Raw genomic sequence first — 20,530 nt, 5'->3', positions numbered from 1 at the left:
CTTGCCCGTACTTGCGCGGCGGGACAAAGCTTTGCTTTGCCCGTATTTGCGTGGCGTGACGAGGCTTCGCCTCGCACGTGAATGACAAGATTTTCTCGCCGCTATAAGGTCCAATCATGATCAATGCCGCGCTGACCGACGAAGAGCTCGAACGCTATGCCCGCCACATCGTGCTGCCGGAGATCGGCGGGCCGGGCCAGCAGAAGCTGAAACGGGCGCGGGTGCTGGTGATCGGCGCCGGCGGGCTCGGCGCGCCGGTGCTCGAATACCTTGCCGCCGCCGGCGTCGGCACGCTCGGCATCGTCGATGACGACACCGTTTCGCTGTCCAATCTGCAGCGGCAGGTGATCCATGGCAGCGACACGATCGGCATGGCCAAGACCGACAGCGCACGGGAAGCGATCCTGCGCATCAACCCCAATGTCACGGTGGAGCCGCATCGCCTAAGGCTGACCGAAGAGAACGCCCCTGCCCTCGTCGCCCGCTACGATGTCGTTGTCGACGGCTCCGACAATTTCGAAACGCGCTACGCGGCCGCCGATGCCTGCGCCAGCGAGAGGAAGCCCCTCGTGACCGCCGCCGTCGGCCGCTTCGACGGCTCGGTGACGGTGCTGAAGCCATTCGAGACAGGCGCGGACGGCAAACGCAACCCGAGCTATCGCGACCTGTTCCCGGAAGCGCCGCCCGAAGGGCTGGTGCCGTCCTGCGCCGTTGCCGGCATCGTCGGCGCGCTGACGGGCGTCATCGGCACGCTGGAGGCGATGGAAGCGATCAAGCTGATCACTGGCATAGGCGAGCCCCTGATCGGCCGGCTGCTGCTCTATGACGGGCTCACGGCCCGCTTCGACACCATCCGCTACAAGGCAGCCTGAGCGCATGGACCAGAGCGTCGGCATCTCCATAGTTCGCCTTGCCGCGGATTTCGATCGGTGGGACGACCTGCTCGCGCTGATCCGGCGCGCCTTCGCCTATATGGACAGCGTCATCGACCCGCCCTCCTCGGCGCACCGGCTGACGCCGGAAAACCTGCGGCACAAGGCAAGGCAGGAGACGGCGTTCCTGGCCATGGAGAACGGCCGGATCGTCGGCTGCGTGTTCGCGCTGGAGAGGACGAATGACTTCTATGTCGGCAAGCTTGCCGTCGAGCCCGGCATCCAGGGCCGGGGCATTGGCGGACGGCTGATGCTGGCGGTGGAGGATTTTGCCCGCCGGCGCGGCAAACACGCCATCGAGCTGCAGACGCGCATCGAACTGACGGCAAACCATGCAACCTTCGCCCGGCTCGGCTTTGGCGAGACCGAGCGCACGGCGCATGAGGGCTATGACAGGCCGACATCAATCACCATGCGAAAGGTGCTGCCTTGAGGCTTTCGCTCAGCCAGGAAGAACAAGCGATCGCCGCGGGCCAGAACGGCGCGGGCATGGCGATGCGCATCGTCGCCGAAAGCGCCCGCCTGCTCGGCGCGCCAGGGCTTATCCCTATCGCTTCCACGCATATCGACGGCGCGCTGTACCACGGCGATTCCGGCACGCTGTTCGCCGAAAAGCTGGTCGAAGGCGGCGCGAAGGTCACGGTGCGTTCGACGCTCAATGTCGGGGCGCTCGACCTGATGGGCTGCTCGCACATCCGCCTGGAAGAGCCGCAGCGCGGCATGGCGCGGCGGATGATGGAGGCCTATCGCAAGCTCGGCTGCGAACAGAGCTGGACCTGCGCGCCCTACCAGGCCGGACACAGGCCCGCGCAGGGCAGCGACGTGGCGTGGGGCGAGTCCAACGCGGTCGTCTTCTGCAATTCGGTGCTGGGGGCGCGCACCAACCGCTATGGCGACTTTTTGGACATCGCCTGCGCGATCGTCGGCCGCGCGCCGGACTACGGCCTGCATCGGCCTGAGAACCGCCGCGCGCGGCTCGTTTTCGATGTTTCGGATCTATCGCCATCCTTCCTGGCCTCGGAGATCGCCTGGCCCGTCCTGGGCAGCCTCTATGGCCGCGAGGTGGGCAATGCGATCGGCGTCGTCGCTGGCGTGGCCAGCCATCCCGGCGAAGACGCGCTGAAGGCCTTCGGCGCGGCGGCGGCGTCCTCCGGCGCGGTCGGCCTGTTCCACATTGCCGGCGTGACACCCGAGGCGCCCGACGTCGAAACCATCCTGGCCGGGCCGGAACCGGAAGCGGTGATCCGAGTGACTCCTGAGATGGTTGCCAAGGCGCGCACGGGCTTGTCGACCGCGGCAGCGACCAAAACCATCGACGCGGTGGCGATCGGCAGCCCGCATCTTTCCCCTGCCGAGTTCGACAGCCTGGAGCGGCTGGTCGCCGGGCGGCGGCTTGCTGTGCCGATCTACGCCTGCACCGGCCGCCATGCGCTTGCCCTGCTGGAGCAGGATGGCCGGCGAAAAAGGCTCGAGGCGAGCGGGGTCGTCATCGTCGCCGATACATGCGTGGTGGTGACGCCGATCATGCCGGAGCTCGACAACGGCGTGCTGATGACCAATTCGGGCAAGTTCGCGCATTACGCGCCGGGCAACACCGGCTATGCGGTGCTCTATGGCTCGCTCGCCGACTGCGTCGAAAGCGCGGTCCTCGGCAAGCCGGTCTTCACGGACATCGCCGCATGAGCACAGCAGCCGAAATCCTGGTGCCGGGCAAAGCGGGCGAAGGCGAAGCGCTGGTGCTGACGGCGCCGATCAGCTTCTGGGGCGGCGTCGACCCGAAAACAGGCCGCATCGCCGATGTCCGCCATCCGCAGTATGGCGAAGTCATTGCCGGCCGAGTGCTGTTCGTGCCGGGCACGATCGGCTCGTCATCCGCTTCGGCGGTGCTGATGGAGCTGGTCCACAACGGCCGCGCGCCCGCCGCCCTGGTGCTGCACGAGCCGGACGCCATCCTTCTGCTCGGCCTGATCGTTGCCCGGGAAATGGGCTGGGAGACGCCGATGGCGGTGCGGCTTGGCCGAGACGCGTTCGATGCCTATGGCGGCAGGGTGAGAGTAGCCGAGGATGGCGCTCTCACCATCTCTGGCAAATAGCCTCAGGTCCTGAGCGGCAGGACACGATCCGGCGGGCGGTGGCCGTCGAAGAAGGCGCGGATGTTGATGATCACCTTCTCGCCCATGTCGATGCGGCCCTCGAGCGTGGCAGAGCCCATATGCGGCAAAAGCACCACCTTGCCCTTGGCGGCAAGTTTCAGGAGCTTGCTGTTCAGCGCCGGCTCGTGCTCGTAAACGTCGAGGCCGGCGCCGGCGATCTTGCCGTCATGGATGAGCTTGACCAGCGAATCCTCGTCGATGATGTCGCCGCGCGCGGTGTTGACGATATAGGCTGAAGGCTGCATCAGCGCGAGGCGACGGCCTGACAACAGGTGGAAGGTCGCCGGCGTCGACGGGCAGTTGACCGAGATGATGTCCATGCGGGCCAGCATCTGGTCGAGGCTTTCCCAATAGGTCGCCTCCAGCTCCTCCTCGACAGCCGGCAGCACGCGGTGCCGGTTGTGGTAGTGGATCGACAGGCCGAAGGCCTTGGCCCGCCTCGCGACCGCCGTGCCGATACGGCCCATGCCGACGATGCCGAGGCGCTTGCCCCAGATGCGCCGGCCGAGCATCCAGGTCGGCGACCAGCCGGCCCATTTCTTCTCGCCCGTCAGCACATTGGCGCCTTCGGCCAGCCTGCGCGGCACAGCGAGCATCAGGGCCATGGTCATGTCGGCGGTGTCTTCAGTGAGCACATTGGGCGTGTTGGTGACGGTGATGCCTTTCTTGGCGGCCGCCGCCACGTCGATCTTGTCGACGCCATTGCCGAAATTCGCGATCAGCTTCAGGTTCTCACCGGCCTGGGCGATCAGCGCGGCGTCGATATGATCGGTGATGGTGGGGACCAGCACATCGGCTTCCTTGACCGCCGCGACCAGCTCGGGCTGTGTCATCGGCCGGTCCTCGACATTCAGCCTTGCGTCGAACAGCTCGCGCATGCGCGTTTCGACCGGATCGGGCAGCTTGCGCGTGATGACGACGAGGGGCCGTTTTTTGCCTGCCATTTTATCCCCGAAGCTTGCTAGATCAGAATGACGTTTCGTTGAATCGTCATCCTGATCCTACTCTTTTTTGGAGCATGATCTTTTCCGAAAACCGGTTCCCACTTTTCGGGATCATGCTCTCGAAACCGATCTCGTTGAGACCTCTTTAACCAAGACCGGCGAAACTTATAGCCAGTCGCGGCATCAGCCCACTCCTGTAACAAGCGGTGTCGCCGAAGACAAAGAAAAAGGGGCGCTCATCCCGACGGACCGGCGCCGAAAGGAACGAAAGTGTCTGGTTTCGCGTCGCTTCGCCTGGCTCTCAGCGCAGCCATTCTCGGCGCCCTGCTCTGCGCGCCGCAGGCTTTGGCGCAAAGCGCGGCAGCACCCGCCCAAACCATAACGCTCGGGCCGAGCGGCCTGCCGTTGCCGCGCTTCGTCAGCCTGAAGCCTGCCCGCGTCAATTCGCGCGTCGGCCCCGGCGCCAATTATTCCGTCAACTGGATGTACATGAAGGCGGGCCTGCCGATGGAGGTCATCCAGGAATTCGACACCTGGCGCCGGGTGCGCGATGCCGACGGATCGGAGGGCTGGATCAACCAGTCGCTGCTCTCCGGCCGCCGCACCGCGATCGTCGCGCCCTGGCAGCGCGGCAAGGGCGGGCGAATCAACCTGCTCAACGAGCCCGACAAGGATGCCGGCGTGATCGCAATCATCGAGCCGGGCGTGATCGGCTCGATCAAGAAATGCGACGGCCAATGGTGCGAGATGACCTTCGACGGCCATACAGGCTGGATGGCGCAGTCGCAGGTGTGGGGCGCTTATCCCGGCGAGAAGTTCAAGAACTGAGTTCGCGGGCCTTGCGGTCGCGGCCGATGCGGCCGAGATGGGTATCCTGAAAACCGGTGGGCAGCTTGAGGCCGTAGCCGAGGGCACGGTCGATGGCGATGTGCGCGATCCAGATGAGCGCCACGGCGGTCGTGATCGGGCCGGCGAGCAACGCGCCCGCGAGCAGAAGGACGAGCGGGGCAATCAGGATATGCAAGGCGTTGTAGGTGACGGCGCCGACGCGCGGCCCGGCGAGGTAGCCCAGCATCGACAGGTCCGGCGCAAGGATGAGCAGTGCAAACAGCCACCAGGAAAAGCCGAACACCGCGTAGCAAACGATAGCCAACGCGGCGACGGTGACCCATTCAAACCGGACAATCAGGTCGACCGGGCGCATTGAAGACGGATCAATCGCAGCGTTTGGGACGCAGTCTCACCACGATGTCGACATTGGCGATCTCCATGCCTTCCGGCGGCGCCGGCAGGTTGGAGACGGTCACCGGTCCGCTCTCGATATCGAAAATGCGGTTCTCGCCTTCGATGTAGAAGTGGTGGTGATCGGACGTATTGGTGTCGAAATAGGTTTTCGAGCCTTCGACCGCCAGGATCCGTAGCAGGCCGGCCTGGGTGAACTGGTGAAGCGCGTTGTAGACCGTCGCCAGCGAAACCGGCACGCCGGCGGCGATTGCCTCCTCGTGCAGTTCCTCGGCCGAAAGGTGGCGGTCGCCCTTGGCGAAAAGCAGATCGGCCAACGCAATGCGCTGGCGCGTCGGCCTCAGGCCGGCTTCGCGAACCCGCTTGTCCACAGCGACATTTTCCTTCCGGTAGCCCGAATCCATCTCTTCGCTTCGACGCTTGTTGCCCAGCCCATCAACAGGTCCAGAGTGGCAAAAAGACGTCAAAAGCCAAAACCGGACATCAATCGACATATATTCTGTAGTCCGAATGCGATCAATAGCGCGCATTGACCCGGGCAGGCGCACGGGTTAAGCGCAAACGCCGGTTTCCGGCCGCAAACAGAGTGTGTTAGGAAACCAACGACAAGGGCGCCCTGCCGCCCGCGAAGAACACGGGGACGGAAATTTGATGGCGGATCAAAAGTCCAGCTACGATTACGAGGAACTGCTTGCCTGCGCCCGCGGCGACCTGTTCGGGCCGGGCAATGCGCAGCTGCCCTACCCGCCGATGCTGATGTTCGACCGCATCACCGAGATCAGCGAGACCGGCGGCGCCTTCGACAAGGGCTTCATCCGCGCCGAATTCGACATCAAGCCGGATCTGTGGTTCTTCGCCTGCCACTTCATCGGCAACCCGATCATGCCGGGCTGCCTCGGCCTCGACGCCATGTGGCAGCTGACCGGCTTCTACCTGGGCTGGCTGGGCGAGCCCGGCAAGGGCATGGCGCTGTCGACCGGCGAGGTGAAGTTCAAGGGCATGGTGACGCCGTCGGTGAAGAAGGTCGAATACGGCGTCGACTTCAAGCGCGTGATGCGGGGCCGTCTGGTGCTCGGCATCGCCGATGGCTGGCTCAAGGCGGACGGCGAACCCATATACGCGGCTACGGATCTGAAGGTCGGTCTGTCCAAGCAGTCGGCCGCCTGACCGTTTTTCGCCACGGCGTCGCGTAGCCAATGGACGCCACGTCAGTTTATTTGCGTATGATCACAGGTGAAAACCGGCTAGGTTTTTTGCCTGAATACGCCGGAAGGAGTTGCGAATGAGACGGGTCGTAGTGACAGGGCTCGGCATTGTGTCGTCGATCGGCAACAATGCCAACGAGGTGCAGAGCTCGCTTTACGATGCCAAATCCGGCATCAGCTTTTCCAATTCCTTCGCCGAACACGGCTTCCGCTGCCAGGTCTGGGGCGCGCCGACGCTCGACCCCACGCCAATGATCGACCGCCGCGCCATGCGCTTCCTGAGCCAAGGCGCTGCCTGGAACCACGTCGCCATGGACCAGGCGATCGCCGATGCAGGCTTAAGCGAAAGCGACATCACCAATGACCGGACCGGCATCGTGATGGGCTCCGGCGGGCCTTCGACCCGCACCATCGTCGAAGCGGCCGAAACCACGATCAAGAACAACAGTCCCAAGCGCATCGGCCCGTTCGCCGTGCCGAAAGCCATGTCGTCGACCGCGTCCGCCACCCTGGCCACATGGTTCAAGATCCACGGCGTCAACTATTCGATCTCGTCGGCCTGTTCGACCTCCGCGCATTGCATAGGCAATGCCTATGAGCTCATCCAATGGGGCAAGCAGGACATGATGTTCGCCGGCGGCCACGAGGATCTCGACTGGACCATGTCGGACCTGTTCGACGCCATGGGCGCCATGTCGTCGAAGTTCAACGACAATGCGTCGGCCGCTTCGCGCGCCTACGACGTCAACCGCGACGGCTTCGTCATCGCCGGCGGCGCCGGTGTGCTGGTGCTGGAGGAACTGGAGCACGCCAAGGCGCGCGGCGCCAAGATCTACGCCGAGATTGTCGGCTACGGCGCGACGTCCGACGGCTATGACATGGTCGCTCCTTCGGGCGAAGGCGCTATCCGCTGCATGCGGCAGGCACTTTCCACGGTGTCATCGCCGGTCGACTATATCAACACCCACGGCACCTCGACGCCGGTCGGCGATTCCAAGGAAATGGGCGCCATTCGCGAGGTGTTCGGCGACAAGATGCCTTACATCACCTCGACCAAGTCGCTCACCGGCCATTCGCTGGGAGCGGCCGGCGTACAGGAATCGATCTATTCGATCCTGATGATGCAGGGCGGCTTCATCGGCGAGAGCGCCCATATCGAGGAGCTCGATCCGGAATTCGAGGGTATGCCGATCGTGCGCAAGCGTATCGACAGCGCCAAGATCGACACCGTCCTGTCCAACTCCTTCGGGTTTGGCGGCACCAATGCAACGCTGATTTTCCAGCGCTATTCCGCATAAGACCAGCGTTTTTCATAAGGATTGCCAAGGCATGGAAGGGTTGATGAAGGGCAAGCGCGGGCTTGTCATGGGTGTCGCCAACGACCATTCGATTGCCTGGGGCATCGCCAAGAAGCTGTCGGAACATGGGGCGGAGCTCGCCTTCACCTACCAGGGCGATGCCTTCGGGCGGCGCGTCAAGCCGCTTGCCGAGAAGGTGGGAGCCTCGCTGATCGTGCCTTGCGATGTCGAGGACAGCGCCTCGGTCACCGCGACCTTCGACACCCTCGGCAAGGCCTGGGGCGGGCTGGACTTCGTGGTGCACGCCATCGGCTTTTCCGACAAGAACGAGCTGAAGGGCCTCTATGCGGACACCAGCCGCGACAATTTCGTCCGCACCATGGTGATCTCCTGCTATTCCTTCACCGAAATCGCCCGCAACGCCGCCGCGCTGATGGGCAAGGGCGGCTCGATGATCACGCTCACCTATGCCGGCTCGGTCAGGGTGATGCCGAACTACAACGTCATGGGCGTCGCCAAGGCCGGGCTGGAAGCCAGCGTGCGCTATCTCGCCAACGACTACGGCCCGCGCGGCATCAGGGTGAACGGCATCTCGGCCGGGCCGGTGCGGACGCTGGCCGGCTCCGGCGTGTCCGACGCCCGCCACATGTTCTCCTACCAGCAACGCAATTCGCCTTTGCGGCGCACCGTGACCATCGACGAAGTCGGCGGCTCGGCGCTTTACCTGCTCTCCGATCTGTCGTCGGGCGTCACCGGCGAAATCCATTATGTGGATTCCGGCTATCACATCGTTTCGATGCCGGCACTGGAGGAACTGAAGCAGAACGACGGTACGCCCGAATAGTTTGTGGCCGCAATAGTAGCGTTCCAGTAAAATTGCATGCATCGGCGGAAACTCATTTTAAGGAGATATCCGCTATAAGGCCCCGCAATCTAGGGACCGTGCATGCCTGCAGTCAGCAATCCGAAACGGACTCCGCTGTTCCGGCTGATCACCATCGCCAGCTCCGGCATGGGCAGTTTCATCCTTGGGCTATGGGGGCTGCGGTTCGGCTTCGGCGGCATGGCCGGCATGCCGGCCGAAACGATGGCCGGCGTCATCGCAGCGCTCTGCGCTTTAGCCGCCGGCGGCGCCGCGCTGTCGTTCTTCGCGGGCGTCGATGAATCGGTAGCCTATGTCGTCAAGGAAACCCATTTCGACAAGCTGACCGGCCTGCTGGCCCGCCAGGCCATGGTCGGCAAGATAGCCGAGGCCGCCTCGGCGACGATCCGAACCGGCGAGCCGGTGTTCCTGATCGACATCGATATCGACCGCTTCAAGCAGATCAACGACGCCATCGGCTACAGCCAGGGCGACGAGCTGATCCGTGCCTTCACCAGCAGGCTGAAGGAGAACATGCCGAAGAACGCGGTGATCGGGCGCATCGGCGCCGGCGAATTCGGCGTGCTTTTGCCGGATTGCGAGATCAGGGGCTCGATCGAGCGGCTCATCGAGAAGCTCATCAACGAGATGATGGAGCCCTACCAGCTGCAGAGCCACCTGCAGTCGGTCAGCCTGTCGGTCGGCATCGTGGCGATGCCGAAGGACGGCGTCGACCCGGTGCTTATCCTGCGCCGCTCGAACCTGGCGCTGCAGAACGCACGTGCCAGCGGCATCGGCAACTGGTCCGTCTTCCATGCCGATATGGGCCGCGTGGCAGACTATCGGCAGTGGATCGAGTCGGAGCTGAAGACCGCCTTCGACCGCGGCGACTTCAGCCTTCACTACCAGCCGCAGCTCAACCTGCCGAGCGGCCGCATCGTCGGCTATGAGGCGCTGATCCGCTGGAAGCACCCGGAGCGCGGCATGATCCCGCCGATGGAGTTCATTCCGATCGCCGAAGAGACAGGCATGATCAATCCGATCGGCGAGTGGGTGCTGCGCAAGGCCTGCAGCGACGCCCGACACCTGCCGCAGGACTGCTTCGTGGCCGTCAACATCTCGCCGGTCCAGTTCATGACCAGGGATTTCGTCGGCATCGTGCGCGAAGTGATGGAATCGACCGGCATCAAGCCGTCGCGGCTGGAGCTCGAGGTCACCGAGACGGCGATGATGCAGGACCGCGACCGCGCCGCGACGATCCTGGAGCAGCTTGCCGAGATGGGTATCTCGGTCGCCGTCGACGATTTCGGCACGGGCTATTCCAATTTGAGCTACCTGATCGATTTCTCCTTCGGCAAGCTGAAGATCGACCGTTCCTTCGTCAGCCGCATCGATACCGACTCCAGCTCCGGCGCAATCGTTTCGACCATTGTCGGCCTGTCACGGGCGCTGGGCGTCGGCATCATCGCCGAGGGCGTGGAGACCGAGAACCAGGCCACGCTGCTCCGGGCGGCCGGCTGCGAGGTGGTGCAGGGCTATCTGTTCGGCCGGCCGGCGCCGCTCAAGATCGAGCTCGGTGAAGCCCGGCCCGCCTTCGGCATGCATGAACCGGCCCGCATCGTCAGCGTGCAGTAAAGCGCCTCGCTTTTTCCTGGATTTGCTTTAGATCAGGATGACGTTTCGTTGAATCGTCACCCCAATCTAACTCCTTGTTGGAGTGAGATCTTTTCCGAAAACCGGTTCCCACTTTTCGGGATCATGCTTTAGCGTCGCGCCGAAAACACCTTGAACATATCGTCGCGGGTTATCTCGGCATGGCTGGCAAAGGCCGCCGAGAGCATCTCTTCGTAAGGAAGCTGGCGGTTGGCGACCATGAACAGGCGCCCGCCCGGTTTCAGCGCCTTCGACGCGGCACGGATCATGCCGGCTCCGATGCCCGGCTCGGCGGCGCGGCCGCTGTGGAAAGGCGGATTCATGACAATTGCATCGTAGCGCCGTTCGACCGCCTCCGTGAGCAGATCGGTCCAGAAGAAGCGCGGCTCGATGGCGCCATGGACATTCAGCCTGGCAGCTTCCAGGGCTTCGAAATCCGCTTCGTAGAGATCGAGCGCCGAGAGACACTGCGAGCGCTGCAAGACCTCCGCCGCCAGATAACCCCAGCCGGCGCAGAAATCGGCGACATTGCCCTTGAGATCGTCAGGCAGGTTCGCGGCTAGCAGCTTCGAACCGACATCGATCCGGTCAAAGCTGAACATGCCGGGCTTGGTCCTGAAGCCGCCTTCGACGACAAGATCGGGGTTGCCGGCGCGCAGCGTCGCGGCCGCCTGCGTGCCGGCCCGCCGGAACCAGAAAGCAACGCCGTGATGCTTCGGCAGATGGCCTTCGAGCGGCGCCAGCGCGTCGATCCGCTTTCGCAAGCTGTCGATGCCGTCGTCCTTGCTGCCGGCAACGACGACAGGCGCGCCCGGAGCGGTGCGCTCGACCGCTTCGGCGATGTGTAACTCATTTTGCCCGCGATGCCGGCCGGCGAGCACGAGAGCGATATCGTAGCCCTCGCCTTCCGCCCGCGGCATGACCGTATGACCGGAGGCCTGCAAAGCGCGAAAATGCGGCCTGAACCCCTGCACGAGATGCAGCGCCGTGTCGAAGCCTGCGGGCAGACGGAAACCGGGCTCGGCGCCGAGAAAAAGCACACGGGCATCCTTTCGCGGCAAAGGCAACGCCTCGGCCTCGAAGGGGTAAAAGAGCGTTTTCAGCGGCTCCGCGACCATCTACTCCAGCCCTCAAACAAAACGGGCGCACCTTACGGCACGCCCGTCTCAATTCTATCGGTCAGGCCCGATCAGGCGGCGTCTTCCTCGCCTTCGGCCTTCTTCTTTTCCTGGACGATTTCCTTGCCGGTCGCCTGGTCGACGACCTTCATCGACAGGCGGACCTTGCCGCGCTCGTCGAAGCCCATCAGCTTGACCCAAACCTTGTCGCCTTCCTTGACGACGTCGGAGGTCTTGGCGACGCGCTCATTGGCGAGCTGCGAGATGTGGACGAGACCGTCGCGCGGGCCGAAGAAGTTGACGAACGCGCCGAAGTCGGCCGTCTTGACGACGGTGCCTTCGTAGATCTCGCCGACTTCCGGCTCGGCGACGATGGTGTGGATCCACTTCTTCGCCGCCTCGATCTCCTTGGCGTTCGCCGAAGCGATCTTGACCGTGCCGTCGTCCTCGATGTTGATCTTGGCGCCGGTCTTCTCGACGATCTCGCGGATCACCTTGCCGCCGGAGCCGATGACGTCGCGGATCTTGTCGGTCGGGATGTGCATGACCTCGATGCGCGGCGCGAACTCGCCGAGCTCGGCGCGGGCGCCGGAGAGCGCATGCGCCATTTCACCCAGGATATGCAGGCGGCCGTCCTTGGCCTGGGCCAGCGCGATGCCCATGATCTCCTCGGTGATGCCATCGATCTTGATGTCCATCTGCAGCGAGGTGACGCCATTGGCGGTGCCAGCGACCTTGAAGTCCATGTCGCCGAGATGATCCTCGTCGCCCAGGATGTCGGAGAGCACGGCGAAACGCTCGCCTTCCTTGATCAGGCCCATGGCGATGCCGGCCACGGGCTTGGCGATCGGCACGCCGGCATCCATCAGCGCCAGCGAGGTGCCGCAGACGGTCGCCATCGAGGACGAGCCGTTGGACTCGGTGATCTCCGAGACGACGCGCAGCGTGTAGGGGAACTGCTCGGCATTGGGCAGCATCGGATGGATGGCGCGCCAGGCAAGCTTGCCATGGCCGATCTCGCGACGGCCCGGCGAGCCCATTCGGCCGGTCTCACCAACGGAGTAGGGCGGGAAGTTGTAGTGGAGAAGGAACTTCTCCTTGTACATGCCGGTCAGCGAATCGACGAACTGCTCGTCCTCGCCGGTGCCCAGCGTGGCAACGACCAGCGCCTGGGTCTCGCCGCGGGTGAACAGCGCCGAACCATGGGTGCGCGGCAGGACGCCGACTTCGGAGACGATCTTGCGCACGGTCTTGAGATCGCGGCCGTCGATGCGCGAGCCGGTGTCGAGGATGTTCCAGCGCACGACCTTGGCCTGGAGCTCCTTGAAGACGCTGCCGATCTGCTCGGAGGTGTGCTTGGCTTCCTCGCCCTCGGCCGGAGCGAACGCGGCCTTGACCTTCGCCTTGACGGCGTCGACCGCGGCATAGCGCGACTGCTTGTCGATGATCTTGTAGGCGTCGCGAAGCTCGTCGCCGACGACCTTCAGCATCTCGCCTTCGAGCTCGGAATAGTCCGGAGCGGTGAAGTCGCGCGGCTCCTTGGCGGCGACCTCGGCCAGCTTGATGATCGCTTCGATCACCGGCTGGAAGCTCTTGTGGCCGAACATGACGGCGCCGAGCATTAGGTCCTCGGAGAGCTCCTTGGCCTCGGATTCGACCATGAGCACGGCATCGCCGGTGCCGGCGACGACGAGGTCGAGCTTGGATTCCTGCATCTCGTCGATGTGCGGGTTGAGCACATATTCGCCGTTGATGTAGCCGACGCGGGCGCCGCCGATCGGGCCCATGAAGGGCACGCCCGAAAGCGTCAGCGCAGCGGAGGTGGCGACGATCGACAGGATGTCCGGATCGTTCTCGAGATCATGCTGGACGACGGTGACGACGATCTGGGTGTCGTTCTTGTAGCCGTCGGCGAAAAGCGGGCGGATCGGGCGGTCGATCAGGCGGGAAACCAGCGTTTCCTTCTCGCTCGGACGACCCTCGCGCTTGAAGTAGCCGCCCGGGATCTTGCCGGCGGCATAGGTCTTTTCCTGGTAGTTGACGGTAAGCGGGAAGAAATCGAGGCCGGGCTTCGGCTCCTTCATCGAAACGACGGTGGCAAGAACGACGGTCTCGCCATAGGTGGCGAGCACCGCGCCGTCAGCCTGGCGCGCGATCTTGCCCGTCTCCAGGATGAGCGGACGGCCGCCCCATTCGATTTCCACTTTGTGTTGATTGAACATGTCTTGTCCTTCATGTGCGGAAAGGGCCGCGCCGTCCTAACGGTCACGGGTTTCTTCCTTTCCTGGCTTCCTTCGGGCAGCCACGGGCAAGACAACGGGGTGCTCGATCAAATCCGGCTTCAGCCGAGCGAGCATCCTGCAATCCTGCCCCATGACCGTCCATGGGCGGCTCCGAATGGCCCTCTGCGCGTCCGGAACCGGGTTTGGCCGATCGATCGGCCGGCTTTGCGCATGACGCCGGAAACCACTGTTTCCGGAACGCGCCCTGCGCGAATGCGAATTTCAAGAGCGCGTCGCGCCCGGGCATTATCGCACCGGACCATCCGATGCGCCAATGCGCGACCGGCGGGCCCTCTTCGAGGGCCCGCCGGTCAATTCGTCAGCGACGCAGACCGAGCTTGTCGATCAGCGTCTGGTAGCGCGCGTCATCCTTGCGCTTGAGGTAGTCAAGCAGGCTGCGGCGCTGGGAGACCAGAGCAAGCAGACCACGGCGGGAATGGTTATCCTTCTTGTGGTCCTTGAAGTGCTCGGTCAGGTTCTTGATGCGCTCGGAAAGGATGGCAACCTGGACTTCCGGAGATCCGGTGTCGCCCTTGGCGGTTGCGAATTCAGTCATCAATTCCTTCTTGCGATCGGCAGTGATCGACATCGTGCTTTCCTTATCTGTTGGAGGAAACGGGACGCCCACAGCCGGGATGTCGTCCAGCAGGGGCCAGTGCAAGCGACGCGTCAGGGCGCGAAGCTGCGGCGCATATAGTGCAATTCCGGAAAAAACACCAGCCCAATTGTCAAGCCGGCTTGTCGCAGGTTCTGGTTGCGAAAACAGGCGAATTCAAAGGCTGGAGCGCGTCGCGATCTTCAGATTCGCTCCACATGTCTCTATCCCGAACCGGTCCCCACTTTCGGGAGACATGCTTTTTAGAGCCACTTTTTCCATTTGAAGAACGCGATCAGACCGACCGCAATGATCGCCATGAACATGAGCGAGGCGGGATAGCCATAATAGGCTTTCAGCTCGGGCATGTTCCAGGGCGAGCTTCCCGTATCGAAATTCATGCCCCAGACGCCGACCAGGAAGGTCAGCGGCATGAAGATCACCGAGACGATGGTCAGATAGGAAATGACGTCGTTGGTGTGGGCCTGGGTCAGCGAGACATGCATCTCGATCAGGCCGGTGAGCATGTCGCGCTGGTTCTCGACCAATTCGATCAGGCGCAGCGAATGATCGAGCGTGTCGTTGAAGAAGATCTTGGTCTCGGCCTTCACGAAGGGCACGTCATTGCGGATCAGCGTCGCCAGCGCGTCGCGCATCGGCCACAGAACGCCTTTCAGCACGCCGGCGTCGCGCCGGAGTTCATGCAGCTGCCGCATCTGATGCTTGTGCGGCTTGTTCAGCATCTCGTCCTCGATGCCGTCCACCGTTTCACTCGCCGCCTCGATCGGCGGGAAGTAGCTGTCGACGATGGCATCGATCAGCGCATAGGCGAGGTAGTCGGCGCCGCGCGAGCGCAGCCTGTTCGGCATCACGCCCGCGATGCGCTTGCGCACCGGGTCGAAAGGATCGCCCTCGCGCTCCTGGAACGTGACGACGAAATTCTTGCCGAAAAACAGCGCGATCTGCTCGTAGCGATGCGAGGTGACATCGTCGATCATGCGCATGACGACGAAGGCATGATCCTCGTAGAAATCGACCTTGGGCCGCTGTCCCGTGTTGACGACATCCTCCAGCGCCAACGGGTGCAGGTTGAAGATGCGGCCGATCTCCTCGATCAGCGGGATATTGGCGAGCCCTGTGCAATCCAGCCAGACGACAGGCCAATTCTCGCAATGGGTGTTGAGATCGTCGATCGAGGCATTGTCGATGGTTTCGTATTTCCGGGGCGAGATCAGCGTCAGCCGAAGCTCGCTGCGGTGCGCCGCCGGATCGGCGATGAGCGTGCCGGGCGACGCCCCGACCGGTGGTCGGCGGCTCTTCAGCGGCGCCCTTTTCTTGCCCGTATCAGTCTTGGCCATGAGATCCCTGGAGCGTCGTCACTCAGCAGAGCTTAAAGCGCGTCGCGCTGAAACGGAATCCGGCGACGCGCTTTAAGTCTTTGTTTTGATGCATGTCGTTGTCCCAGAACCGCCGCACACTTCTGGGCGACATGCATAGACGACCGGATTCACCCGGCAAAGACCCGCTTGGGCTTGAACATGCCCTGCTCAATGGCGCCGATGGCGACCAGCCTGCCGCGCGCGGTGGCGCAGGCCTCCTCGGCCTCGACCGGTGCATCGCGGCCGCGAATGATGACGGGATTGCCGAGGCGGATCTTCGTCGCCGCGTCGTCGCTGACGGCGACCTGCGGCAGGCAGTCCAGCGCCGCCGCCGTCTCGACAAGCAACGCGTCGATGGCGCTGAAATCGACTGGCGTCTCGGCTTCGTCCGGATTCGGTTCTGTTTTGTCGCCAAAGCGGGCGGCTTCCAGCTCGGCTACCGTGACGAAATCCTCCGGCGTGAACGGCTCGACCTCGACTCGGCGCAATTCTGCGATATGGCCGAAGCAGCCGAGGTCGCGACCCATGTCGCGGGCCAGCGAGCGCACATAGGTGCCCTTGCCGCATTCGACCTCGAAGACGGTTTTGTCGGCACCATGCTCGATGATGTCGAGGCGGCCGATCTCGATCTCACGCGCCGGGATATCGACCGCCTCGCCATCGCGGGCAAGGTCGTAGGCGCGCTCGCCGGCGATCTTGATGGCCGAGAATTGCGGCGGCGTCTGCATGATGACGCCGGTGTATTTCGGCAAGAGCGCCCTCACCTCGGCTTCGGCCGGGCGGCGGTCGGAGCTGTTGGTCACCGGGCCCTCGAGGTCGTCAGTCGAGCGCTCCTCGCCCCAGGCGACGGTGAAGCGGTAGACCTTGGCCCCGTCCTGCACGTAAGGCACGGTCTTAGTCGCCTCGCCGAGCGCGATCGGCAGCATGCCGGAGGCGAGCGGATCGAGCGTGCCGGCGTGGCCGGCCTTCTCAGCCTGGAACAGCCATTTGATCTTGGACACGGCCTCGGTCGAGCCCATGCCCACCGGCTTGTCCAGCACCACCCAGCCGGAAACCGGCCGCCCCCTCTTCTTGCCGCGACGCGCCACCTAGTCCTCGTCCTTGTCGTTGTTCTTGCCGTCGCCGAGATCGCGCGCGACCTCGGGCGATTTCAGCAGTTCGTTGATCTTCGCGAAATTGTCGAAAGAGGTGTCGAGCCGGAAGCGGAACTCCGGCATGTACTTCATCTGCCTCAACGCGCCCGAGACACGGCCGCGGATGAATTTCGCATGCTTGTTGAGCGCCTCGACCACGGCGTTGTCGTCACCCGCGCCAAGCGGCGAGACGAAGGCGGTGGCGATCTTGAGGTCGGGCGACATGCGCACCTCGGAGACGGAGACGACGCTGTTCTCGATCACCGGGTCGATGATCTCGCCGCGTTGCAAGGTCTCGGAAAGGGCATGGCGCACCTGCTCGCCTACGCGCAACATGCGCTGGGATGGGCCTGATGTTGTCGAACGGGACATTTTCTCTGGTCCTGAAATCGTGGAGCGCGGGATGGGACCGCGCCCCATGTCTCAAATGCACAATGGGTCTGGGCGGCAGCCTTGCGGCCGCCGCCCGTTTCACTCTGGCAAGTATAGCCGAATTTAGAGCGTCCTGCTCACCATCTCGACGCGGAAGCACTCGATGACGTCGCCGACGCGCATGTCCTCGTAGTTCTGGAAGGCCATGCCGCATTCCTGGCCGCCCGGCACTTCCGAAACCTCGTCCTTGAAGCGCTTGAGCGTCTTCAGCGTGCCTTCGTGGACGACGACGTTGTCGCGGATCAGGCGCACGCCCGCGCCACGCTCGACCTTGCCTTCGGTGACACGGCAGCCGGCGATCTTGCCGACCTTCGAGATGTCGAAGATCTCGAGGATCTCGGCATTGCCGATGAAGGTCTCGCGCCGTTCCGGCGAAAGCATGCCGGAAAGGGCCGCCTTCACGTCGTCGACGAGATTGTAGATGATCGAGTAGTAGCGGATCTCGATGCCCGCGGCGGTCGCCGCGGTGCGCGCCTGCGCATTGGCGCGGACGTTGAAGCCGATGATCGCGGCACCCGACGTCTCGGCCAGCGAGACGTCGCTCTCGGTGATGCCGCCGGCGCCCGAATGGACGATCCGCACCCTCACCTCGTCGTTGCCGAGCTTTTCGAGAGCGGCGTTGATCGCCTCGATCGAGCCCTGCACGTCGCCCTTGATGACCAGCGGGAACTCCTTCAGCCCGCTCGTCTGCAGCTGCGACATCATCTGCTCGAGCGAGCCGCGCTGGCCGGCATGCTTGGCCACCGCCTTCTCGCGCGCCAGGCGCTGACGATATTCGGTGATCTCGCGGGCGCGCGCCTCGTTGTTGACGACGGCGAAGCGGTCGCCCGCCTGCGGCGTGCCCTGAAGGCCGAGCACCTCGACCGGCATTGCCGGCGGCGCTTCCGGAACATGCTCGCCACGGTCGTTGACCAGCGCGCGCACGCGGCCCCATTCGTTGCCAGCGACAATGATGTCGCCCGGCATCAGCGTGCCGGTCTGCACCAGCACGGTGGCGACGGGGCCACGGCCCTTGTCCAGCTGCGCCTCGATGACCGCGCCTTCGGCGGTGCGGTCCGGGTTGGCCTTGAGGTCGAGGACTTCGGCCTGCAGCAGGATGGCTTCCAGCAGCTTGTCGAGATTGGTGCCCTTGGTCGCCGAAACCTCGACGTCCAGCACCTCGCCGCCCATCGATTCCACGAACACCTCGTGGCGCAGCAGCTCGGTCCGCACCTTCTGCGGGTCGGCGTCGCGCTTGTCGATCTTGTTGATGGCCACGATGATCGGCACGCCGGCCGCCTTGGCGTGATTGATCGATTCGATCGTCTGCGGCATCACGCTGTCATCGGCCGCCACCACCAGCACGGCGATGTCGGTGACCTGCGCGCCGCGGGCGCGCATCGCCGTGAAGGCGGCGTGGCCGGGCGTGTCGATGAAGGTGATCTTCTGACCGTTCTTCTCGATCTGGTAAGCACCGATATGCTGGGTGATGCCGCCGGCTTCGCCGGAGACGACATTGGCGTTGCGGATGGCGTCGAGCAGCGAGGTCTTGCCGTGGTCGACATGGCCCATGATGGTCACGACCGGCGGACGCGACACCAGATCTTCCGCGCGGTCGGCGATGTTAAACAGGCCTTCCTCGATGTCGGATTCGGCGACGCGGCGGACGGTGTGGCCGAATTCAGAAGCCACCAGCTCGGCCGTGTCGGCGTCGATGACATCGCCCGGCTTCAGGATCTGGCCCTGCTTCATGAAGAACTTGACGACGTCCACGGCGCGCTCGGACATGCGCTGCGCCAATTCCTGGATGGTGATGGTTTCAGGCAGGATCACTTCACGCATGACTTTCTCGCGCGGCTCGTTGTGGAGCGCGCGTTTGAATTTTTCCTGGCGGCGACGCATCGACGACAGCGAACGGCCGCGCGCGTCGTCATCCGACAGCGCCGAGTTCAGCGTCAGCTTGCCGCGGCGGCGATCTTCCTCGCCCTTGGTCGGCTTGGCCGGGCGAGCCACTTCGGGAGTCGCAAGACGGCGCGGCGGTGCGCTGGCTCCAGCACCGGTACCGGTGCGCCTTGGCTTTGCCTCTTCCTCGTCATCGGCCGTGGCGACGTCGGCGGCCTGCGGCGCGCGGCGGCGAGCCTCTTCCTCGGCACGGCGCCGGGATTCGGCCTCGGCCTGCAGGCGCGCTTCCTCCTCGGCCTGCCGGCGCGCGGATTCGTCACGCTCGCGCTTGCGGCGTTCCTCTTCCTCGGCGCGGCGCTTGGCATCTTCCTGAGCGCGCAAGCGATCCTCAGCCTCGCGAGCCTTGGAGCCTTCCAGCGCCCTGCGGCGCGCTTCCATCTCGCCGCGCGATAGCTCGTTCAGGACCATGCCCGAACGCTCCGGCGGCGGAGGCGGCGCCTTGGGCGCTTCCTGCACGACAGGCGCGGCAGCGACAGGAGCAGCGGCGGGCTTCGGCGTGAAGACAGACGGCGCCACCGGCTCCGGCTTGTCGCCGGGCAGCGAGAACTTGCGCTTCTTGGTCTCGACGACGACCGACTTGGTGCGGCCATGCGAGAAATTCTGGCGCACGGTGCCCTGCTCGAGGCCGGGGCGCTTCAGCGTCAAGGTCTTCTTCGGCGTAACGCTCAACGTCTTGTCGTCGCCCGATTTCGTATCGTTCATTCCACATCCTCTGCGGCATCATCTTCGTCAGCAACGGCCGCAAGCATTGCCAGATCGTTCGGGGTACCGCCCCGATATCGGTCGAGCGCAACAACGCGCTTCTCAACCGCCAGTCCCGCGTCCTGCGCGAGGACGGCAGCATGTATCACATTTGTACCCCCCAATGCCAAGCTCAACTCGGCCTCGGGGAAAAGTTTGTAGGCAAGGATGGCGGGACCGCCGAGATGGACGGTTGCCCGCCGCGCCTGACTGATCTTGCGGACACCGTCGTCCGAAGCCTCGGCCGCATGCAGCACAAGCAGCGCCTGCCCGTCGCGCACCGCGCCCTCGACCTTGGCGGCGCCAAGAACGACGGCGCCCGCCTTGCGAGCAAGGCCAAGCATGCCCAGAGCGTATCTGGAGAGCAGCCCGTCGACCATGCCGCCGATGTCGGCCGGAACGGTCACCTGTGCCTTGAAAGCACGGGCAAACAGGTTCTTCGCCGCTGCCTTCTCGATATGTAGGCGATCGGCGGTGACCCAGCAACCGCGGCCGGGCAGATTTCTCTTGATGTCCGGAACGACGGCCGAATCCGGGCCGACGACGAAGCGGATCAGCTCATCCGCTTCGGCCTGCCTGCGCGTAACGATGCAAGTGCGATCGTTCATCTCGTCCACGGG

20 protein-coding genes are annotated in these 20,530 nt (G+C 64.0%); 9 read left to right on the top strand and 11 right to left on the bottom strand.

Going from position 1 to position 20,530, the window contains the following annotated elements; all coding sequences use genetic code 11:
• Positions 1-116: 116 nt before the first annotated feature.
• From RFM41_RS13805 to RFM41_RS13790, 4 genes are read left to right on the top strand one after another with little or no spacing between them, the layout of a single operon-like run.
• Positions 117-872 (top strand): molybdopterin-synthase adenylyltransferase MoeB, encoded by a 756-nt coding sequence (locus tag RFM41_RS13805; protein ID WP_320248928.1) that lies wholly within the window; start codon positions 117-119, stop codon positions 870-872.
• A gap of 4 nt (positions 873-876) precedes the next feature.
• Entirely contained in the window at positions 877-1,365 is a 489-nt protein-coding gene (locus RFM41_RS13800; protein WP_320248930.1) for a GNAT family N-acetyltransferase, read from the top strand.
• Positions 1,362-2,615 (top strand): aconitase X, encoded by a 1,254-nt coding sequence (locus RFM41_RS13795; RefSeq protein ID WP_320248931.1) that lies wholly within the window; start codon positions 1,362-1,364, stop codon positions 2,613-2,615. Before RFM41_RS13800 ends, RFM41_RS13795 begins: the two co-directional genes overlap by 4 nt.
• Positions 2,612-3,025 carry an aconitase X swivel domain-containing protein gene (locus RFM41_RS13790; protein WP_320248933.1) on the top strand — a complete coding sequence of 138 codons (414 nt, stop codon included), beginning with the start codon at positions 2,612-2,614 and terminating at the stop codon, positions 3,023-3,025. Before RFM41_RS13795 ends, RFM41_RS13790 begins: the two co-directional genes overlap by 4 nt.
• Positions 3,026-3,027: 2 nt before the next feature.
• Here RFM41_RS13790 and RFM41_RS13785 read toward each other — a convergent pair whose 3' ends face one another.
• On the bottom strand, positions 3,028-4,029 hold the full coding sequence (locus RFM41_RS13785; protein ID WP_320248935.1) for a 2-hydroxyacid dehydrogenase: 1,002 nt from the start codon (positions 4,027-4,029) through the stop codon (positions 3,028-3,030).
• Positions 4,030-4,299: 270 nt separating this feature from the next.
• On the opposite strand from RFM41_RS13785, the gene RFM41_RS13780 reads away from it, so the two are divergent.
• Entirely contained in the window at positions 4,300-4,857 is a 558-nt protein-coding gene (locus tag RFM41_RS13780) for an SH3 domain-containing protein (protein ID WP_320248937.1), read from the top strand.
• On the opposite strand, the gene RFM41_RS13775 is transcribed toward RFM41_RS13780, so the two are convergent.
• Positions 4,847-5,233 carry a DUF4260 domain-containing protein gene (locus tag RFM41_RS13775; protein ID WP_320248939.1) on the bottom strand — a complete coding sequence of 129 codons (387 nt, stop codon included), beginning with the start codon at positions 5,231-5,233 and terminating at the stop codon, positions 4,847-4,849. The two genes, RFM41_RS13780 and RFM41_RS13775, sit on opposite strands and share 11 nt — an antisense overlap.
• A gap of 10 nt (positions 5,234-5,243) precedes the next feature.
• Positions 5,244-5,675 carry an iron response transcriptional regulator IrrA gene (irrA, locus tag RFM41_RS13770; protein WP_040985923.1) on the bottom strand — a complete coding sequence of 144 codons (432 nt, stop codon included), beginning with the start codon at positions 5,673-5,675 and terminating at the stop codon, positions 5,244-5,246.
• A gap of 247 nt (positions 5,676-5,922) precedes the next feature.
• Between irrA and fabA the strand changes: the two genes are divergently transcribed.
• From fabA to RFM41_RS13750, 4 genes are all read left to right on the top strand, one after another.
• Complete coding sequence (gene fabA / locus RFM41_RS13765) at positions 5,923-6,438, top strand: 3-hydroxyacyl-[acyl-carrier-protein] dehydratase FabA (RefSeq protein WP_040985924.1); 516 nt, start codon at positions 5,923-5,925, stop codon at positions 6,436-6,438.
• Positions 6,439-6,553: 115 nt separating this feature from the next.
• Positions 6,554-7,774, top strand: a complete 1,221-nt coding sequence (gene fabB, locus RFM41_RS13760; protein ID WP_320248946.1) for a beta-ketoacyl-ACP synthase I — start codon at positions 6,554-6,556, stop codon at positions 7,772-7,774.
• A 31-nt stretch (positions 7,775-7,805) separates the two neighbouring features.
• Positions 7,806-8,618: an enoyl-ACP reductase FabI gene (fabI, locus tag RFM41_RS13755; protein ID WP_320248947.1), complete on the top strand. Its 813-nt coding sequence runs from the start codon at positions 7,806-7,808 to the stop codon at positions 8,616-8,618.
• A 102-nt stretch (positions 8,619-8,720) separates the two neighbouring features.
• On the top strand, positions 8,721-10,271 hold the full coding sequence (locus RFM41_RS13750) for a putative bifunctional diguanylate cyclase/phosphodiesterase (protein WP_320248948.1): 1,551 nt from the start codon (positions 8,721-8,723) through the stop codon (positions 10,269-10,271).
• Between the two features lie 128 nt (positions 10,272-10,399).
• Here RFM41_RS13750 and RFM41_RS13745 read toward each other — a convergent pair whose 3' ends face one another.
• The 8 genes from RFM41_RS13745 to RFM41_RS13710 form a co-directional block, all read right to left on the bottom strand.
• Positions 10,400-11,407, bottom strand: coding sequence for a class I SAM-dependent methyltransferase (locus RFM41_RS13745; protein WP_320248950.1), 1,008 nt, complete (start codon positions 11,405-11,407; stop codon positions 10,400-10,402).
• Positions 11,408-11,478: 71 nt separating this feature from the next.
• On the bottom strand, positions 11,479-13,629 hold the full coding sequence (pnp, locus tag RFM41_RS13740; RefSeq protein WP_320248952.1) for a polyribonucleotide nucleotidyltransferase: 2,151 nt from the start codon (positions 13,627-13,629) through the stop codon (positions 11,479-11,481).
• Positions 13,630-14,008: 379 nt separating this feature from the next.
• Positions 14,009-14,278, bottom strand: coding sequence for a 30S ribosomal protein S15 (gene rpsO / locus RFM41_RS13735; RefSeq protein ID WP_027165894.1), 270 nt, complete (start codon positions 14,276-14,278; stop codon positions 14,009-14,011).
• A 269-nt stretch (positions 14,279-14,547) separates the two neighbouring features.
• Positions 14,548-15,642: a magnesium/cobalt transporter CorA gene (gene corA, locus RFM41_RS13730; RefSeq protein ID WP_320248957.1), complete on the bottom strand. Its 1,095-nt coding sequence runs from the start codon at positions 15,640-15,642 to the stop codon at positions 14,548-14,550.
• Positions 15,643-15,791: 149 nt separating this feature from the next.
• Entirely contained in the window at positions 15,792-16,751 is a 960-nt protein-coding gene (gene truB / locus RFM41_RS13725; RefSeq protein ID WP_320248959.1) for a tRNA pseudouridine(55) synthase TruB, read from the bottom strand.
• Positions 16,752-17,168: a 30S ribosome-binding factor RbfA gene (gene rbfA, locus RFM41_RS13720; protein WP_320248961.1), complete on the bottom strand. Its 417-nt coding sequence runs from the start codon at positions 17,166-17,168 to the stop codon at positions 16,752-16,754.
• 123 nt (positions 17,169-17,291) lie between these two features.
• Positions 17,292-19,871, bottom strand: coding sequence for a translation initiation factor IF-2 (gene infB, locus RFM41_RS13715; RefSeq protein WP_320248963.1), 2,580 nt, complete (start codon positions 19,869-19,871; stop codon positions 17,292-17,294).
• Positions 19,868-20,518 carry an RNA-binding protein gene (locus tag RFM41_RS13710; RefSeq protein ID WP_320249490.1) on the bottom strand — a complete coding sequence of 217 codons (651 nt, stop codon included), beginning with the start codon at positions 20,516-20,518 and terminating at the stop codon, positions 19,868-19,870. The genes infB and RFM41_RS13710 overlap by 4 nt, the downstream gene beginning before the upstream one ends.
• Between the last annotated feature and the right edge of the window lie 12 nt (positions 20,519-20,530).

Origin of the sequence: Mesorhizobium vachelliae (genome assembly GCF_033977325.1) — a bacterium.
GTDB lineage: Bacteria > Pseudomonadota > Alphaproteobacteria > Rhizobiales > Rhizobiaceae > Mesorhizobium > Mesorhizobium vachelliae.
Note: the sequence above shows the minus strand (reverse complement) of the source record. Positions and strands in the feature narration are given on the sequence as shown.

Bases quoted from the DNA above. Each gene is read 5' to 3' on its own strand.
- RFM41_RS13800 (WP_320248930.1), top strand. From the start codon at position 877: ATGGACCAGAGCGTCGGCATCTCCATAGTTCGCCTTGCCGCGGATTTC.
- RFM41_RS13790 (WP_320248933.1), top strand. From the start codon at position 2,612: ATGAGCACAGCAGCCGAAATCCTGGTGCCGGGCAAAGCGGGCGAAGGC.
- RFM41_RS13750 (WP_320248948.1), top strand. From the start codon at position 8,721: ATGCCTGCAGTCAGCAATCCGAAACGGACTCCGCTGTTCCGGCTGATC.
- RFM41_RS13775 (WP_320248939.1), bottom strand. From the start codon at position 5,233: ATGCGCCCGGTCGACCTGATTGTCCGGTTTGAATGGGTCACCGTCGCC.
- RFM41_RS13785 (WP_320248935.1), bottom strand. From the start codon at position 4,029: ATGGCAGGCAAAAAACGGCCCCTCGTCGTCATCACGCGCAAGCTGCCC.
- infB (WP_320248963.1), bottom strand. From the start codon at position 19,871: ATGAACGATACGAAATCGGGCGACGACAAGACGTTGAGCGTTACGCCG.
- fabI (WP_320248947.1), top strand. From the start codon at position 7,806: ATGGAAGGGTTGATGAAGGGCAAGCGCGGGCTTGTCATGGGTGTCGCC.
- RFM41_RS13745 (WP_320248950.1), bottom strand. From the start codon at position 11,407: ATGGTCGCGGAGCCGCTGAAAACGCTCTTTTACCCCTTCGAGGCCGAG.
- pnp (WP_320248952.1), bottom strand. From the start codon at position 13,629: ATGTTCAATCAACACAAAGTGGAAATCGAATGGGGCGGCCGTCCGCTC.
- fabA (WP_040985924.1), top strand. From the start codon at position 5,923: ATGGCGGATCAAAAGTCCAGCTACGATTACGAGGAACTGCTTGCCTGC.
- RFM41_RS13805 (WP_320248928.1), top strand. From the start codon at position 117: ATGATCAATGCCGCGCTGACCGACGAAGAGCTCGAACGCTATGCCCGC.
- irrA (WP_040985923.1), bottom strand. From the start codon at position 5,675: ATGGATTCGGGCTACCGGAAGGAAAATGTCGCTGTGGACAAGCGGGTT.
- rpsO (WP_027165894.1), bottom strand. From the start codon at position 14,278: ATGTCGATCACTGCCGATCGCAAGAAGGAATTGATGACTGAATTCGCA.
- rbfA (WP_320248961.1), bottom strand. From the start codon at position 17,168: ATGTCCCGTTCGACAACATCAGGCCCATCCCAGCGCATGTTGCGCGTA.
- fabB (WP_320248946.1), top strand. From the start codon at position 6,554: ATGAGACGGGTCGTAGTGACAGGGCTCGGCATTGTGTCGTCGATCGGC.
- RFM41_RS13710 (WP_320249490.1), bottom strand. From the start codon at position 20,518: ATGAACGATCGCACTTGCATCGTTACGCGCAGGCAGGCCGAAGCGGAT.
- corA (WP_320248957.1), bottom strand. From the start codon at position 15,642: ATGGCCAAGACTGATACGGGCAAGAAAAGGGCGCCGCTGAAGAGCCGC.